This window comes from Actinoplanes sp. NPDC051513, assembly GCF_044454685.1.
Classification (GTDB): Bacteria; Actinomycetota; Actinomycetes; order Mycobacteriales; family Micromonosporaceae; genus Actinoplanes.
Genome location: NZ_JBITDW010000030.1, coordinates 1 through 16,676 on the forward strand (window position 1 = coordinate 1; position 16,676 = coordinate 16,676).

Here is a 16,676-nt window from a genome sequence, read left to right on the forward strand (position 1 = left end):
ACCACGCCGACATCCACCAAGATCAAACTAGGCTACGCGGCATTGGACAAGCCCCCACGCGCGCTGCCGGGCATGCACGCGACGGAACTCTTCACGCGCCGGCGAATAACGACGCGCCCGGGTCGGATCACGCATTTCCGCTAGCTGGGACCTGGTGAAGAACTCCATCTGCCGCACCCCAGAATTATCCCACCCCAACGAATCCGGCGGTAAGCCCAGAACCGTCTTCGATCATGCCATTCTCACCCCGGAATAGCCGCCGCCAACAATGGTGATATCCGGCCCTGCTCCCGAAATGCTGGGACAGCCCACCGCGACGGCCGCTGCTGCCGCGACCAGGCCGGCACTGCGCGATGGCATCCCCGGCCCGACCACCATCACGCCGTAACCGGCCGCACCAAAGGCCCAGGTCTCTAGAGCCATCCCGCTTCGGTGGCGATCCGGATGGCGTCGACGCGGTTGCGGGCGGCGAGTTTGGCCATGGCGGAGGCGAGGTAGTTGCGGACCGTGCCGTATGACAGGAACAGTTCCGCCGCGATCTCCCTGGGCTCCGCCCCGGCCGCGTACCGCTGCAGGACCGCGGTCTCCCGGGGCGTCAGCGGGGTCGGCCGTTGTCGAAGCGCGGCCGCGGCGGACGCGGGATCGATGACCGGCTCGCCGGCGGCGACCCGCCGGATCGCCGCGATCAGGTCGGCGGCCGGAGTGTCCTTCAGGAGGAATCCCTTGGCTCCCGCGTCGAGCGCGGCGCGCAGGTTGCTGGGGCGGGCGAGACCGGTGAGGATCAGGACCGCGCAGGCGGGGACCCGGTGGCCGAGTTCGGCGGTGGCGGTGATGCCGTCCACCCGGGGGAGGTCGATGTCGACCACGGCCACGTCGGGGTGGTGTTGCAGCGCGGCCGGGACGATACGGTCGCCCGACGACACTTCCGCCACCACGTCGAGATCGTCCTGCAGCCGCAGCAGTGCGGACAGGGTTTCGCGCAGGATGCCGGTGTCTTCGGCGATCAGCACTCGCACCACCGTTGTTCCCCCTGGATATATCCGCCGGCCGCGGCGAGGCGACCTTACCCTTGCGCGGCGGGCAGTTCGACCATCATGACGAAGGTGCCACCGGTGCGCCGGGTGGTGAGGATGCCGCCGCATCCGGCGACGCGAGTCCGCAGGTTGTCCAGGCCATGGCCCGTCCCGGTCGCCGGCAGGGGTGTTGCGGAGGTAGCCCCGTCGTTGCTGACCCGGAGGCGAACCAGGCCGTCCTCGGATTCGACGGTGATCGCGCACTGCCGCGCCTGGCTGTGCCGGAGGATGTTGGTGATTGCTTCCCGCAGGACGATGGCGAGGACGTTGTCCACGGCCTGCGGCACGGCACGGCCGGCGCCGGTGATGTGTACGTGGATCGCCGACGACGTGAGCACGTCGGTCGCGAGCGCCAGTTCCGCATCGAGGGACAGCTGTGGGCGCTCACCGGCGATCCGGGCGGTGTCGGAGCGTACGGTGGCGCAGACGTGGAGCAGTTCGCCGAGCTCGCGCGCCGCCCGGGCGTCGTCGGGTCCGATCAACGCCGCGATCAGGTCGGACTTCAGCGCCAGGGTGGACAGCCCGAGCCCGAGCAGGTCGTGGGTGTCGCGCGCGAGGCGCAGCCGCTCCCGCACGGCGGCGACGGCGGCCAGTTCTTCGCGGCGGTGGGCGAGCCGGACCGCCAGTCCCGCCAGACGGGACAGGCCGTAGGCCATCAGGCCGAAGCCGGCGCTGATGGCGGCGGTGTAGACGGCCCGGATGACCACCGTGGGGGTCGACGGGCTTTCGCCGGATGCCAGGACGAGGTAGATGGCCGACACGCTCGCAACGGCCGTGCCGAACCATGCCCACCGCCAGGCTCGCGGCAGCAACAGCAGCCCGGACGCGGCGAGGAAGGCGACGAAAATCGTTCCCAAGGAGCCCACGAACAGGACCTGGATGTAGGTCAGAACGGCCTGCACCGCCAAGGTGTACCGCCAATGCCGGGGTCTGCCGCCACCACTCCCGGCGCCGGAGTGGTACCACTGCAAGGCCAGAATGCCCAGCGAGACGACGATTGCCACGAGCACCGCGGCGGCGAGGTGCTGGCGCGGAGCCGGCGGCTCGCCCGATGGCATGGTGACGTTGAGCAGGTTCTGCGCGGCGAACAGCGCCACGACGGTGACGAGCACGGCACGTGCGGTACGTGGGGCCGTCATCGTGCGCGACGGCTCGTACGGGGTACCGCGGTGGACCGGGTCTGCGGCGTGCAGGCGCCGGCTCTTGGCCGCGGCCTGCCGGGCGATGACGCCGGCCGCCGCGATCTCGCCCCGGGCATCGTCCGGCGTCGTCGACAGCCACCGGAGCGCGGCCCGGGCGTGCTGGGCCACCTGCTGAACCCGGTCCCCGATCAAGCGTCGCAACTGCTCCTGCGTGGCCAGGCGTTCCCGATCGACCGCGGCCGTCGCCAGTTCCTCCTGCGCGGCCCGCAGGTCGCGCACCAACTGCGACAGGCGGGAAAGGGCGAACAGCCCCAGGGCAACTCGAATACGGACCGCACCCGGGCCTGGTGCGTGCGGCACTACCGGGACCGAGCTGCGGCAACGCACTGTGCTTGCTGAGCAACCGGACTGATTTCCCAAGAATTTCCGGAGTCGGTGTCGGGTGAGGTCCGGGGTGTTCGTAGCACGGATGAGGCCGCCCACGAGGGGCGCCCGAGCGCAGAACGGAAGAACCTTCCTCATGACCATCTTGACGGAGCCGGGCACGGTCACCACACGCAGCTCCAGCCGCCTGATGTGGGCGATCCTGGGGCTGGTGCTGCTGGCCGACGCCCTCGACGTGATCGATGCGACAGTCACGAACATCGCCGCCCCCACCATCGCCCGCGAGCTCGACGGCGGCGAGAGTCTGATCAAGTGGTTGGGGACGGCGTACATGCTCGCCATGGGTGTCCTGCTCGTGGTCGGCGGCCGGCTGGGTGACAAGTTCGGCCAGCGCAGGCTTTTCCTGATCGGCATGGGCGGGTTCACCCTGGCCTCGGCGGTCGCCGGGTTCTCACCCGACCCGGCCCTGCTGATCGTCGCCCGGGTTGCTCAGGGAGCGTTCGGGGCTCTCCTCATCCCGCAAGGCATGTCGATCATGATGAAGGCGTTCAGCCGCGACATGCTCGCCAAGGCGTTCGGGCTGTTCGGCCCAGTTCTCGCCCTCTCCAGTGTCGGCGGCCCGGTGCTGGCCGGATTCGTCATCAGCGCCGACCTGTTCGGTCTGTCCTGGCGCCCGATCTTCCTCGTCAATGTCGTCCTCGGCGTCGCCGGGCTGGTCATCGCCACCAAGATCCTTCCGCGCGACGGCGACGGCGACCGGTCGACCGTCGTCGACGGCTGGGGCTCCGGGCTGCTCGCGGTAACCATGATCGGGCTGCTGTACGGCCTGATCGAGGGCTCGACCAACGGCTGGAGCGCCGTCCCTGTCGCCTCGATCACCGTAGGCGTTCTGTTCTTCGCTGCCTTCGCCAACCGTCAGCGCACCGCAACCCACCCGCTCATCACGCCCACGCTCCTGCGGAACCGTGGTTTCACCTCCGGAATGCTCGTGGGCCTGGTCGCCTTCCCCGCCGGCACCGGCCTGATCTTCGTGCTGTCGCTGTTCATGCAGGAGGGGCTGCACGCCAGTCCGCGGGACGCCTCGCTCGGCCTGCTGCCACTCACCCTGGGGCTCGTCGCCGCCGGGTTCGCCGCCATGGGTGGCCTGGTCGCCAAGCTCGGCCGCACCCTCATCTTCATCGGACTCACCGTCGTCCTCGCCGGGTGCGGCTGGGTCCTGGCCCTCGTCGATCACTCCGGGACGAACGTCAGCCTCGGGACGCTGGCCCCGGCGCTGTTCGTCATCGGCATCGGCATCGGTCTCGCCTTCGCCACGATCCCCACCGTTGCTCTCGGCGACGCGAGCCCCGAGGAAGCCGGCAGCGCCAGCGGCTCGCTCAGCTCGATCCAGCAACTCGCGTCAGCGATCGGCTCGGCCGCGGTCACCTCGATCTTCTTCGGAGCCGCAGCCTCCGGACTGGACCACGCGATGAAGGTCAGTCTCATCGTCGTGCTGACCGTCACCGCCCTCAGCCTTCCGGTCGTCGCCCTGATGCCCCGCAAGGCGCCGCAAGAACCCCACCAGTAGGCCGACAACGACGCATGGTCAGTGGCACCGGGGGTAGGAGCCTGCCCGTCCCCGGTGCCGTTCGGTCGTCGGGCCCAGGTCTCACAGACCGAAAAGGACACGATCCGGTACCAACCCACGACGTGCTTGCCCACAGTGGTTAGTGTCTCGCCAACGGTGACCAGCCGTCACCGTGTTTGCCCGTACCCATAGGACGAGGTGAATGCGATGCGTGCATCAGGAATGCAGGCGAAGAGGCTCCGGACGGTCATCGCCGCCGGTGTCATTGCGACGCTGACGATCGGCGCAGCCGGCTGCGCGAAAAGCGACCGCGACAGCGGTGGCGACGAGGGCAAAGCCGCTACCGGCGGCACCTTCATCTTCGCGGGTGCCGGTGATCCGAAGAACTTCGACCCGATCTTCAACGACGACGGCGAGTCGTTCCGGCCGATCCGCCAGATCTACGACACCCTCGTCACCCATAAGCCCGGCACCGCTGAGCTGACCGGTGGCCTGGCGGAGAGCTGGTCCAACGACCCGACCGGCAAGATCTGGACGTTCAAGCTGCGCCAGGGTGTCAAGTTCCACGACGGCACCGCGCTGGATGCCGCGGCGGTCTGCGCCAACTTCGACCGTTGGTACAACATGAAGGGCGAGGCCGCCCAGTCCCAGATGATCTACTACGCCGACGTGTTCGGCGGCTTCGCCGGCAGCCCGGACGCCGTCTACGACAACTGCAAGGCGCAGGACGCCTCCACCGCGGTCGTGACGATGACGAAGTACAAGGGCGCCTTCCCGGGCGCGTTCGCGCTCACCGCGTTCTCCATCGCCAGCCCGGCCGCGATCAAGCAGTACGACGGCGACAAGGTGACCCAGAACGGCGACTCCTTCGCGTACAGCGCGTTCGCCAACGAGCACCCGACCGGCACCGGCGCGTTCACGTACGGCGGCTGGAACAAGGCGACCGGCGAGATCACGCTGAACAAGAACCCCGACTACTGGGGCGACAAGGCCAAGGTCGACAAGATGATCATCAAGGTCATCAAGGACGAGAACACCCGCAAGCAGGAGTTGCGCGCCGGCACGGTCCAGGCGATCGACTTCCCGGCCCCGGCCGACCGCAAGGCGCTGGCGGCCGAGGGCTACAACGTGCTCGACCGGCCCGCCTTCAACATCCTCTATCTGGGCATCAACCAGAAGAACCCGAAGCTGAAGGACCTGCGGGTCCGCCAGGCGATCGCGTACGCGCTGAACCGCGCTCAGCTGGTGCAGACCAAGGGCCCGGGCGGCTCGACGGTGGCCGACCAGTTCATGCCGAACACGGTGCTCGGTTACGCCCCGGACGTGCAGAAGTACGAGTACAACCTGGACAAGGCGAAGCAGTTGCTGTCCGAGGCCGGCGCGACCGGTCTGACGCTCAACTTCTACTACCCCACCGAGGTGTCCCGCCCGTACATGCCGAACCCGCAGGAGATCTTCACCGTTCTCGCGAACGACCTGCAGGCCGCCGGCATCAAGGTCAACGGTGTCCCGCGGCCGTGGAACGGCGGGTTCAAGGACGACGTGCAGCAGTTCGGCAAACAGGACCTGCACATACTCGGCTGGACCGGCGACTACAACGACCCGGGCAACTTCGCCGGAACGTTCTTCGGCCGGGCGAAGGACGAATTCGGCGACGCGGCGATGACCGAGATGTTCGCCGCCATCGGCAAGGCCGACGCGACCGTTGACCAGACGGCCAAGAAGGCCGCGTGGGAGCAGGTCAACCGCGACCTCGCCGCCAAGTGGCTGCCGGCCGTCCCCCTCTGGCACGCCCCGCCCGCCGTGGTCACCACGAAGAACGTCGAGGGCCTGGTGCCCAGCCCCCTCACCGCCGAGCAGTTCAACACCGTCTCGCTCACCAAGTAGGGCATCGCCGCGCGGCCCGGACCGGGGACGATCTCCCAGGTCCGGGCCGTCCGACGCAATTGAAGAGAAGGATGCGTCGTACCTATGGTGAGAATCGTCCTGCGTCGCCTGATCCAACTGGCCATCACCCTGATCGCCCTGATGACACTGGTCTTCTTCTGGCTGCGCAGCCTCCCCGGTGGACCGGTCGATGCGTTGCTGGGCGAACGCGCGACCCCGGAGACCCGTGAGCGGCTGACCCGGGCCCTCGGCTACGACCAGCCGATCTGGATCCAGTACGGCCGCTTCCTTAAGAACGTGGTGACCGGCAACTTCGGGAACTCCATCCGTACCGGCGAGCCGGTGATGGACGTGATCAGCCGGTCCTTCCCGGCGACCGTCGAACTGGCCATCGCGGCGATCATCATCGCGGTCGGGCTGGGTATTCCGCTGGGATACGTCGCGGCCAGGCACCGCGGGCGGCTGCTCGACAACACCACCATCATCTTCACCCTGATCGGCATCTCGGTCCCGATCTTCTTCCTGGGTTACCTGCTCAAGGACTGGCTGACCCAGGGAATCCACGTCTTCCCGCCGTCCGGCCGGATCACCACCGGCCTGGACAACACCGACGTGACCGGCTTCTTCGTCCTGGACGGGCTGCTGACCCGGGAGTTGGACGCCTCCGCCGACGCCCTGTGGCATCTGGTGCTGCCCGCCCTCACTCTGGCGACGATCCCGCTGGCGATCATCATCCGGATCACCCGGGCGAGCGTGCTGGACGTCCTCGACGAGGACTACATCCGCACGGCGGACGCCAAGGGCCTGCGCAATCCCACCATCCGCAAGCGACACGTGCTGCGCAACGCGCTGTTGCCGGTGGTCACCATCATCGGGCTGCAGACCGGTGCGCTGCTGGCCGGCGCGGTGCTGACCGAGAAGGTCTACAACTGGGGCGGGCTGGGCACGCTGATCACCGACTCGATCAGCGGCGGTCGCGACTACCCCGTGCTGCAGGCGCTGATCCTGCTCGCCGCGGTCGTCTTCATCGTGGTCAACCTGCTGGTCGACCTCTCGTACGCGATCATCGACCCGAGGGTGCGTGTGCGGTGAGCGGGACCGGAGGAATCTCGACCCTCGCCGAGCACAAGCGCCGCCGGATCGAGGAGCTGACCGAGCGCACGTCCCAGGGCGGCGGGGTCGGGCTGTTCCGCGACGCCGGCCGCCGGTTGCTGCACAATCCCACCGCGATGGTCGGCGCGGCGATCATCCTGCTGTTTCTGATCATGGCGATCTTCGCGCCGCTGGTCGCGCCGCACGACCCGGTGCAGCGGTTCCCGGAGCTGACCAAGGACCTGACCGTCGACACCATTCCGGGCGCCACCGCCGGGCACCCGCTGGGCAGCGACCCGCTCGGCCGGGACTTCGCCTCCCGGATGGTCTACGGCGCCCGGCAGACGCTGGTCGTCGGCGTCCTGGCCACGACGATCGGCCTGCTGCTCGGCGTGGTGCTGGGCGCGCTGGCCGGCGCCCTCGGTGGCTGGGTGGATGTGCTGATCATGCGGTTCACCGACGTCATGCTGGCGCTGCCCAGCCTGCTGCTGGCGATCACCCTGGTCGCCCTGGCCAGCGAGTCCACCCAGTGGACGGTGATCATGGCGGTCGCGATCGTGAACGTGCCCATCTTCGCCCGGCTGCTCCGCGGGTCGATGCTGGCGCAACGGGAGAGCGATCATGTGCTCGCCGCCCGCGCGCTGGGCGTCAAGCGGCGGCACATCGTGCTGCGGCACATGCTGCCGAACTCGCTCACCGCGGTCATCGTGCAGGCCACCCTGACCTTCGCGGTGGCGATCCTGGACGCGGCCGCGCTGTCGTTCCTGGGACTCGGCGACCCGGACATCAACCGGGCCGAGTGGGGTTTGATGCTGGGTGTGGACGGCGTGCGGTATTTCGAGGTCCGCCCGGAGCTGGCCTACCTCCCGGCCCTGGCGATCATTCTCGTGGCTCTCGGCTTCACCTTGCTCGGCGAGGGCATGCGCGAGGCGCTCGACCCGAAGAACCGGCGGTGATCTGTCATGCCCCTGCTCGACGTACGTGATCTCTCGGTGGTCTTCGAGCACGGCGCGAAGCCCTTCACCGCGGTGGACGGCGTCAGCTTCACGGTGGAACCCGGCCAGACCGTCGGGCTGGTCGGCGAGTCCGGCTGCGGCAAGTCGGTCACCAGCCTGGCGATCATGGGACTGCTTCCCCGCCGCGGCAACAAGGTCACCGGCGAGGTCCGGTTCGAGGAGACGGACCTGCTGAGGCTGCGCCCACCGGAGATGCGGGACCGGCGCGGCCGGGACATCGGCATGATCTTCCAGGACCCGCTGTCCTCGCTGAACCCGGTGATCCCGCTCGGCCTGCAGGTGGCCGAGGTGCTGGAACGCCATCAGGGCCGTACCCGGCAGGCGGCGCTGCGGGAGGCCCGCAAGCTGCTCGACGCGGTCGGCATCCCGGACCCGCAGCGACGGCTCAAGGAGTTCCCGCACCAGCTCTCCGGCGGCATGCGGCAGCGGGCGCTGATCGCCATCGCCCTGGCCTGCAAGCCGCGCCTGCTGATCGCCGACGAGCCGACGACGGCGCTGGACGTGACCATCCAGGCGCAGATCCTCGCGCTGCTCAAGGAACTGGTCGACGATTCCGGCACGGCGCTGATCATGATCACCCACGACCTGGGGGTGGTGGCCGGGCTCTGCGACAGCGTCAACGTGCTGTACGCCGGCAAGGTGGTCGAGCGGGCCGAACGCCACGATCTGTTCGCGGCTCCGCGGCACCCGTACACCCAGGGGTTGTTGCGGTCCGTGCCCCGCCTGGATGCCGACCGCGGCGCGCGGCTGCACCAGATCCGCGGCTCGGTCAACGACAACATCCCCTGGTCGGAGGGCTGCGCCTTCGCGCCGCGCTGCGACCGCGTGATCGACGCCTGCATCGGCGAGACGGTGCCGCTCGAGCCCACCTTCCGCGGCGGCGCGCTGCGGTGCACGAACCCCGTACCGCAGGAGGTGCCGGCGTGAGCGACGCCTTGGTCGAGATCGACGATCTCAAGGTGCACTTTCCGATCAAGAGCGGGCTGCTCCTCAACCGTACGATCGGATGGGTCTATGCCGTCGACGGCGTGTCGCTGAAGATCAAGCGTGGCGAGACCTATGGTCTGGTCGGCGAGTCCGGGTGCGGAAAGTCGACGCTGGGCCGCGGCCTGCTGAGGCTGGTCGAGCCGACCAGCGGCGGGATCACCTTCGACGGCACGGACGTCCGCTCCCTCGAGGGTGAGCAGATGCGGCTCTTCCGCCGGCGCATGCAGATGGTGTTCCAGGACCCGATGTCGAGCCTGGACCCGCGGCAGTCGGTGGAGTCCCTGCTCGTCGAGGGCCTCAAGGCGCACGGTTTGCACAAGGACAAGACCGGCATGCGTACGAGGTTGCGGTCCACCCTGGACTCGGTGGGCCTGCCGGCGTCGGCGCTGAACAAGTACCCGCACGAGTTCTCCGGCGGGCAGCGGCAGCGCATCGGCATCGCCCGGGCCCTGGTGCTCGGCCCCGAGCTGATCGTGGCCGACGAGCCGGTGTCCGCGCTGGACGTGTCGATCCAGGCGCAGGTGGTCAACCTCCTCGGCGACCTGCAGGACTCCCTCGGTCTGACCTATCTGATCATCGCGCACGACCTGGCGGTCGTCCGGCACATCTCCGACACCATCGGCGTGATGTACCTGGGCTCGCTGGTCGAGGAGGCGGACGGCGACCAGCTGTACGACCGCCCGCTGCACCCCTACACCCGGGCTCTGCTCTCGGCCGTGCCCATCCCCGACCCGTACGTGGAGGACCAGCGCGAGCGGATCCTGCTGGCCGGCGATCTGCCCTCGCCGGCCAACCCGCCGAGCGGATGCCGGTTCCGCACGCGTTGTCCCTGGTCGCAGAGCCGTTGCGCGGAGGAGCGGCCGAAGCTGCGGGTCTTCGACGACTCGGGCCAGCGGGTGGCCTGCCACTTCGCCGAGGAGATCCTCAGTGGTGAGCTGAGGATGCACGAGGTGCGCGCCGAGGTCGTCCGGCCGGATGCCGACACGGCGCCCGACGTCGGCGCCGAGCTGATCCACACGCGTTCCGATCTGCCCGCACCGTAGGTGGGCGCCGCATCTGGCCCGCAGCCTGCCGGGCCTCACCCCCGCGGAGACGGGCCGGCTCTCCGCCCTGGAACAACACCACGGTCGTCAGACGGGCCGAGTTCCCGGCGGTGGCGCGCGAGCTCAAGCAGAAGCCCGGCCAGGACATCGTCCAATACGGATACGGGCCGGTCACTGCGGTGTTGCTGCGCGAGGGCCTGCTCGACGAGCTCCGGATCTGGCTGCACCCGGTCACGGTCGGTGGGCCGGCCCGCGCCGCCCTCCTCGCCGAGACCAGCAGCGACGCCCGGTTCCGTCTCGTCGACCACCGAGCCTTCGACTCCGGCATGGTCATCCTCAGTTACCAGCCCCGGCCCACGGCATAGAAGGCGTGCATCTCGGGGAGTCACCAGCCGCCTTGGACGAGGCCGAGCAGGCCGGGGGCAGGGTCGGCCACGGAGCTGACGTTGGCGATCAGGAGGACGACGGGGGCCAACGTCAGCAGGGACCAGAGAATGGGGATCACGGCTCGCTGCTGTCGTTTCGCGAAGCGGCGCCAGGCCGCCGCGGCCAGGCCGGCCACAACGATGGTCAGGACAGCGGCTATCACGGCCATGGCCGCGTGGTAGCGGACGAACTCGTCGACCATGGCCTGCACCGCGGGCGAGAGGTGGCCGCCGGCGGCCAGTTGCCGGCCGGCCTGGGTGAGCGCGTCGGTGAGCTGCGGGGTGGCCGGGCGTTCCAACAGCATCGGGAACAGCGAGCCGAACGGGGCGACCATGCCCTGGATGTTGGCCATCACGGTCACCGTCGCGAGCAGGCCGAGCGCGAAGACCGCCGTTCCCGCCGTGACCAGGGCGGCGCCGGTGAGCGAGCGTCGCAGCCGGACGCCGATCACGATCAGCGTGGCCAGTATCAGCGCGGCGATCAGGCCCTTGAACACGTGATAGCGGAACCAGTAGTCCACGACGTCCTGCATCGGCGGCGGCAGACTCGGGCCGCCCGCCTGCCAGTAGCCCACGAAGTTCTGGTGCACGGCGGCCACCAGCTGCTCGTGGTCGGCGAAGCTGTTGCCGGCCAGCGGACCCGGCAGAAGAACAAAAGCAACAATCAAAACGCCAATAAAAGCCACAAAAGCCGCAAAATTTCGTACGAGGGGCACAGCGCACTCCTTGAAGGGGGGTTTACTCCTGACCGCGTAGGTAGGTCAGGACGGCCAGGACTCGTCGGTTGGTGTCGTCGCTGACCGGCAGGTCGAGCTTGGTCAGCACGTTGCCGATGTGCTTGCCCACGCCGGCCTCGGTCAGCGTGAGCGCCCGCGCGATCGCCGCGTTGGAGTGGCCCTCGGCGACCAGCGCGAGGACCTCCTGCTCCCGTGGCGACAACTGCCCGAGCGGGTCGCGGCCGCGCAGCATCAGTTGGCGGACCACCTCGGGGTCGACGACCGTGGCGCCGGCGGCCACTCGGCGGAGCAGATCGGCGAACTCGGCGACGTCAGCGATGCGGTCCTTGAGCAGATAGCCGATCGCCCGGCCGGCGCCCGAGGCGAGCAGTTCACCGGCATAGCTCTGCTGGACGTATTGGCTGAGCGCCACCACCGGCAGGCCGGGGCGGGCGGTGCGCATGGTCACGGCCGCGCGCAGCCCTTCGTCGGTGAAGCCCGGTGGCATGCGCACGTCGGTGACGACCAGGTCAGGCTCGGTTTGGTCGACCGCGGCCAGCAACGCCGGCGCGTCGCCGACCGCAGCCACGATCTCGAAGCCGAACCGGGGCAGCAAGCCGGCCAGACCCTCGCGCAGCAGTACGGAATCTTCGGCGATCACGACCCGCATGGCAGCTCCACCCGGACGATCGTCGGCCCGCCGGCCCGGCTGGACAGCAGCAACCGGCCGCCGGCCGCCGCAGCCCGGTCGGCGAGGCCGGTCAGCCCCGACCCGCCTGCTGGATCGGCCCCGCCCACCCCGTCGTCGCGCACCTCGGCAGTGAGCAGCGGGCCGTCTCGCCGGACGACAACCCGGCACTCGGTGGCGTCGGCGTGCTTGGACGCGTTGGCGAGGGCCTCGGACACCGCGGCGAAGGCGACCGTCTCGACGCCGGGCGGGAACCGGCCCGCATCGGCCGCCACGCGTATCCGCATCGGGCTGGCCGCCGCAAGTTCCTCGATCGCGGCGCGCAGGCCCAGCTCCCGCAGCGTACGCGGGCTGATGCCCCGGACCAGCTCGCGCAGCTCGACCATCAAGGTCTTGGCCTGCTGGTGGGCGGCGGCCACCGCCTCGGCCGCGGGCGAGTCGCCAGGCAGTTCGTGCCGGGCCACGCCAAGCTGCATGGTCAGGCTGACCAGCCGTTGCTGGGCGACGTCGTGCAGGTCGCGCTCGATGCGGCGGCGCTCGGCCTCGAACGCGTCGGCCAGCCGCGCCCGCGACCGGGTCACCTCGGCCAGCTCGGCAACGGCCTGGTCGGGATCGCCGCCCAGCAGCAACCGGGCCAGCGCGGCATGCGCCGCCGAGGACAGCGCTCAGGTACAGCAGCACCGGGAGCAGCACCAGGCCGAGCGCGAGCCGCCCGAGCACGTTGCCCGTGGAGTCGGCCGCCGCCAGCCGGTTGTGCATCGCGATCGGGGTGGAAACCACGAGCAGGCCGGCCACCCCGAGCACGCTCAGCCACACCGGGGCGATCAGCGCCAGCAACAGCGCATAGGCGACCGCACGCCAGGTGACCACGTCGGAGTAAAGGCCCGCACGGCGAGGCGCCGGCGCCGGCGCCGGCACCGGCACCGGGACAGAGTCGGCCAGCCGCAGCCGCCGGCGCTCCGGGCCGGCCATCGCGAGCGCCAGCCGCGGGCCGCCCACCGCGAGCAGGCCCAGACCGAGAAGACCCAGCCCCGCCGCGGCCAGCAGCGGCACAGTGCCACCTTCTTGGGCCGCCCGGCCGGCGGCGGCCAGCGCGGCCACCGGGGCGGCCAGCGCGACCCAGATCAGCGCGGCAGCAAAGGCGCTGGTCGACGCATAGGCCAGCGCCCGCCAGGGCCACGCCGTCGCCAGGTAGCGAGGGTGCCGCACGGCCCGGAGAAGCGTCATGCCCACAAGCTAGGCGAACCCGGACGGGCCCAACCAGGGCGCCAGCAATACTCTTCGGGGTAGGCCTAGCTATACCCCGGGCGGGCTGACCTTCGCCGGCCCCGATCAACGACTTCCGGCGCGAGGTCGCGGCCCGCCGGTCGACGGATCCGGCGGGTCCGCGACCGTCGTCACAGAACGGCCCAATTCTGCGACGGCGAACCGAGACATCCCCACATCAGAACGGCATCACCGAGGTTCGCATCGATGCAGTACTGGGTGTCGGTGTTGCCCGAGCGCGATTCCAGCGGGAAAGCCCCATGCGGCAAGGTCACGTGGGTCTGCCATTCCTCGTTGCTGACCCGGGCACACCCGACCATGAGCACCCGCGCGGAGAAGTCCAGCGGGTCGAACTCGTTGAGGCACAGATCGGTGGCCGGGTTCCAGAACTTGTACCGCGTCCCGGTCACCCGCTGGAACGTCCAGGCCTGCAGGTCCACAGCGTCGTCGCAGGGCTTCTGCACCACCGCGGCGAACTCCTCGTAGGAGGCGGGCTGCAGGCACAGCCCGGTCCAGTGGTTCCAGATCTGAATGGGCGCGGCGTGCGCCGCGCCGCCGGTCGACACGATCAACGCGAGCGTGGCCACGCCGCTCATCGCTGCCGCCAAGATCTTTCTTCGTATTCTCATCAGTTCGTTGTAGGGCCGGGCCGGTCGCGCTCACATCGGTACCGGCTACCGATTTCGGCGTCCGCACCTACCGAGGTCGGGCACGTGACAGCGTGTGCCAGACTCCCCGGAGTGGGCGCGCTTCTCGAGCGTGAGTCCGAAATGACCGTCCTGGCCGCCGCGGCCCGGGACGCCGCCGACGGCCTCGGGACGGTGGTGCTGATCTCGGGCGAGGCCGGGATCGGCAAGTCGAGCCTGGTCGCGGCCATCGACCGCGCCGTCCCCGCCGGCGGTCGGCTGCTGATCGGCAACTGCGACGACCTGTCCACCCCGAGGGTGCTCGGGCCGTTGCGCGATCTCGCCGGCAGCGTCGGACCGGCGCTGGCGCGGGCGCTGGAGGGCGGCGACCGCGGCCGGGTGCTGGAGACCTTGCACGCCGAGCTGGCCGGCGCCGGACGACCGACCGTGCTGGTCGTCGAGGATGTCCACTGGGCCGACGAGGCCACGCTCGACGTGCTGCGGTATCTGGTGCGGCGGGTGGCGCGGCTGCCGGTCGCGCTGGTGCTGACCTACCGGGACGACGAGCTCGCCGCCGACCATCCGGTGCGTACGGTGCTCGGCCTGGCCGCCCGGGCGGAACGGGCTCGCCGGGTACGGCCGGCCCGGCTGACCGCGGACGCGGTGCGGCGGCTCGGCTCGGCCGCCGACGCGGACGAGATCTTCGCCGTGACGTCGGGCAACCCGTACTTCGTCACCGAGTTGCTCGCCTCCGGAAATCCGCGCGTGGTGCCGCTGACGGTCGCGGATGCGGTGCACGCCCGGTTCGCCCGGCTGGGTCCGGCCGACCGGGAGCGGGTGGGACGGCTGGCCGTGGTGCCGTCGGCGGTGCCGGGATGGCTGGTGGCGGCCCTGGTCCCCGGCGGCCTCGCGACGCTGGCCCCGGCCGAGCTGTGCGGCCTCTTGGTGATCACCGCGAGCCAGGTGTCATTCCGGCACGAGCTCGCCCGCCGCGCGGTGGTCGGCCGGATGCCGGCGGCCGACCGGATCGCGGCGAACCACCGCGTGCTCACGGCGTTGCTCGCCCGGCCCGGAGCCGACGTGTCGCGGGTGATGCACCATGCGATCGAGGCCGGCGACAGCGCCGCGATCGTCCGGTACGGCCCGGTGGCGGCCCGCGAGGCGTCGTCGGCCGGCGCGCACCGGGAAGCGGCCGGGCACCTGCGGCTCGTCCTCGGCCAGCACGCGCCGCTGGAACCGGCGGCCGAGGCGGAACTGTGCGAGCGTCTCGCCATCGAGTGCTACACCATCGACGCTCCGGCCGCCGAGGCGCTCGACGCTCAACGCCGGGCGGTCGAGCTGCGGCGCGGCGGCGACCCCGCCGCGTACGGGAACTCCTTGCGCTGGCTCTCGAGGATGTGCTGGTGGGCGGGTCAGCCGGAGGCCGCGTGCACCGCGGCCGACGAGGCGATCGCCGTCCTCGAGGCCGCCGGCGCCGGGGAGATGCTGGCCATGGCGCTCAGCAACCGGGCGCAGCTGCACTCGCTGGCCGGTCAGGACGGGGAGGCCATCCCGCTGGCCCGGCGCGCCATCGCGTTCGGCCGGCAGTCACCGGCCATCCGGTCGCATGCGCTGAACAACCTCGGCGTGGCCCTGGAGCTCCAGGACATGGCGGGCGCCGTCGCCACGCTGGAGGAGAGCCTGCACGTCGCGGTCGCCGCGGGCGAGACCGAGCATGCCTGCCGCGCCTACAACAACCTCACCATGTCCTATCTGAAGTGCCTGCGCCACGACGACGCCGCGAAGCTGCTGGCGCGGGGCATCGATCTCGCCGAGCGGTCGGAGTTCGTGACCTTCTCCCGGGTCCTGCACCTGGCCCTCGGCGCCGTCCGATTCGCCACATCTGATTTCGGCGAGGTCGAGCCGGCGGCCACGCCCGCCCTGGCCGGTTCGCCGCCGGTGCGGTGCACCGCGCTGACCCTGATCGGCCGCACCCGGTTGCGGCGGGGCGAACCCGGCGCCGTCGAGGCCCTGCGCGAGGCCTGGACTCTCGCCGTCCGCGGGCGCGAGTGTCAGCGGATCGGTCCCGCCGCGGCGGCTCTCGCTGAGGCGGCCATGCTTCTCGGTGATTCCAGCCCTCCCGGCGACTCCGGCGGCGCCCGGCCCGAGCTCACCTACGCCGCCGATCTGGCGGAGCGCTGCGGGTCCGAGATCGTCCGGGCCGAGCTGGCGTACTGGCTCCGCCAGGACCGGCCGAACCTTCAGCATCCGTACGCGTTGCTGGCCGCCGGCCGATGGCGGGAAGCCGCGCGGCTGTGGCGCCGGGCCGGCAGTCGTTACGAGTACGCGCTGGCCCTTTCGCACAGCCCCGACACCGGCGACCAGTTCCGCGCCCTCACGGTGCTCGACGCGCTCGGCGCCGTACCGCTGGCCCGGCTGATCCGGACCGGCCTGAAGAGTCGCGATGTCCGCCGCATCCCGCGCGGCCCGCAAGCCGTCAGCCGGGCCAATCACGCCGGGCTCACCGCGCGCCAGGCCGAGGTCGTACGCCTGCTCGCCCGCGGGATGACCAACGCCGAGATCGCCGCCGAGCTCACCGTCTCACCCCGCACCGTGGACAGCCACGTCGCCGCCGCCATGACCAAGCTCGGCGCCCACGACCGGCGCAAGGTCGCGGCCGCCGCGGCCCGTCTCGGCATCGTGCCCCACCCGCCGGCCGAGATCCATCGGAACGGGCCGCCGAGGCCAGAGAATCGGCAGCTGTGAGGGCGGGACCGGGCGTGGG

The 16,676-nt window shown here is 70.5% G+C and carries 14 protein-coding genes and 1 pseudogene; 8 read left to right on the top strand and 7 right to left on the bottom strand.

Going from position 1 to position 16,676, the window contains the following annotated elements:
• Positions 1–413: 413 nt before the first annotated feature.
• Positions 414–1,010, bottom strand: coding sequence for a DNA-binding response regulator (locus tag ACIA5D_RS45000; protein WP_396036816.1), 597 nt, complete (start codon positions 1,008–1,010; stop codon positions 414–416).
• 53 nt (positions 1,011–1,063) lie between these two features.
• Positions 1,064–2,575 (bottom strand): sensor histidine kinase, encoded by a 1,512-nt coding sequence (locus tag ACIA5D_RS45005; RefSeq protein WP_396036817.1) that lies wholly within the window; start codon positions 2,573–2,575, stop codon positions 1,064–1,066.
• A gap of 160 nt (positions 2,576–2,735) precedes the next feature.
• Here ACIA5D_RS45005 and ACIA5D_RS45010 point away from each other — a divergent pair, with 160 nt between their 5' ends.
• The 7 genes from ACIA5D_RS45010 (at position 2,736) to ACIA5D_RS45040 (ending at position 10,556) form a co-directional block, all read left to right on the top strand.
• Positions 2,736–4,166, top strand: coding sequence for an MFS transporter (locus tag ACIA5D_RS45010; protein ID WP_396036818.1), 1,431 nt, complete (start codon positions 2,736–2,738; stop codon positions 4,164–4,166).
• A gap of 207 nt (positions 4,167–4,373) precedes the next feature.
• A complete protein-coding gene (locus tag ACIA5D_RS45015) occupies positions 4,374–6,053 on the top strand; it encodes an ABC transporter substrate-binding protein (protein WP_396036819.1) in 1,680 nt (559 codons plus the stop codon).
• Between the two features lie 84 nt (positions 6,054–6,137).
• Positions 6,138–7,145 carry an ABC transporter permease gene (locus ACIA5D_RS45020; RefSeq protein WP_396036820.1) on the top strand — a complete coding sequence of 336 codons (1,008 nt, stop codon included), beginning with the start codon at positions 6,138–6,140 and terminating at the stop codon, positions 7,143–7,145.
• A gap of 14 nt (positions 7,146–7,159) precedes the next feature.
• A complete protein-coding gene (locus ACIA5D_RS45025) occupies positions 7,160–8,101 on the top strand; it encodes an ABC transporter permease (protein ID WP_396036917.1) in 942 nt (313 codons plus the stop codon).
• A gap of 6 nt (positions 8,102–8,107) precedes the next feature.
• Complete coding sequence (locus ACIA5D_RS45030) at positions 8,108–9,088, top strand: ABC transporter ATP-binding protein (protein WP_396036822.1); 981 nt, start codon at positions 8,108–8,110, stop codon at positions 9,086–9,088.
• The gene (locus ACIA5D_RS45035) at positions 9,085–10,191 is read left to right on the top strand and encodes an ABC transporter ATP-binding protein (protein WP_396036823.1); all 1,107 of its coding nucleotides are present in this window, start codon (positions 9,085–9,087) and stop codon (positions 10,189–10,191) included. Before ACIA5D_RS45030 ends, ACIA5D_RS45035 begins: the two co-directional genes overlap by 4 nt.
• 11 nt (positions 10,192–10,202) lie before the next feature.
• Complete coding sequence (locus ACIA5D_RS45040) at positions 10,203–10,556, top strand: dihydrofolate reductase family protein (RefSeq protein WP_396036918.1); 354 nt, start codon at positions 10,203–10,205, stop codon at positions 10,554–10,556.
• 20 nt (positions 10,557–10,576) lie between these two features.
• Here the strand turns inward: ACIA5D_RS45040 and ACIA5D_RS45045 are convergent, their stop codons facing one another.
• The 5 genes and pseudogenes from ACIA5D_RS45045 to ACIA5D_RS45065 form a co-directional block, all read right to left on the bottom strand.
• Entirely contained in the window at positions 10,577–11,284 is a 708-nt protein-coding gene (locus tag ACIA5D_RS45045; RefSeq protein WP_396036824.1) for a hypothetical protein, read from the bottom strand.
• Positions 11,285–11,354: 70 nt separating this feature from the next.
• Entirely contained in the window at positions 11,355–12,002 is a 648-nt protein-coding gene (locus tag ACIA5D_RS45050) for a response regulator (protein WP_396036919.1), read from the bottom strand.
• Positions 11,990–12,649 (bottom strand): sensor histidine kinase, encoded by a 660-nt coding sequence (locus ACIA5D_RS45055; RefSeq protein WP_396036825.1) that lies wholly within the window; start codon positions 12,647–12,649, stop codon positions 11,990–11,992. The genes ACIA5D_RS45050 and ACIA5D_RS45055 overlap by 13 nt, the downstream gene beginning before the upstream one ends.
• Positions 12,650–12,725: 76 nt before the next feature.
• A pseudogene (locus tag ACIA5D_RS45060) lies at positions 12,726–13,247 on the bottom strand (sensor domain-containing protein); the annotation flags it as partial.
• Positions 13,248–13,417: 170 nt separating this feature from the next.
• Positions 13,418–13,915: an RICIN domain-containing protein gene (locus tag ACIA5D_RS45065; RefSeq protein ID WP_396036826.1), complete on the bottom strand. Its 498-nt coding sequence runs from the start codon at positions 13,913–13,915 to the stop codon at positions 13,418–13,420.
• Between the two features lie 111 nt (positions 13,916–14,026).
• On the opposite strand from ACIA5D_RS45065, the gene ACIA5D_RS45070 reads away from it, so the two are divergent.
• Complete coding sequence (locus tag ACIA5D_RS45070) at positions 14,027–16,657, top strand: ATP-binding protein (RefSeq protein WP_396036827.1); 2,631 nt, start codon at positions 14,027–14,029, stop codon at positions 16,655–16,657.
• The last annotated feature ends 19 nt before the right edge of the window (positions 16,658–16,676 follow it).

Excerpts from the sequence above, each read along its gene's own strand:
- ACIA5D_RS45010 (WP_396036818.1), top strand. The coding sequence starts at position 2,736 with ATGACCATCTTGACGGAGCCGGGCACGGTCACCACACGCAGCTCCAGC.
- ACIA5D_RS45015 (WP_396036819.1), top strand. The coding sequence starts at position 4,374 with ATGCGTGCATCAGGAATGCAGGCGAAGAGGCTCCGGACGGTCATCGCC.
- ACIA5D_RS45020 (WP_396036820.1), top strand. The coding sequence starts at position 6,138 with ATGGTGAGAATCGTCCTGCGTCGCCTGATCCAACTGGCCATCACCCTG.
- ACIA5D_RS45030 (WP_396036822.1), top strand. The coding sequence starts at position 8,108 with ATGCCCCTGCTCGACGTACGTGATCTCTCGGTGGTCTTCGAGCACGGC.
- ACIA5D_RS45050 (WP_396036919.1), bottom strand. The coding sequence starts at position 12,002 with ATGCGGGTCGTGATCGCCGAAGATTCCGTACTGCTGCGCGAGGGTCTG.
- ACIA5D_RS45065 (WP_396036826.1), bottom strand. The coding sequence starts at position 13,915 with ATGAGAATACGAAGAAAGATCTTGGCGGCAGCGATGAGCGGCGTGGCC.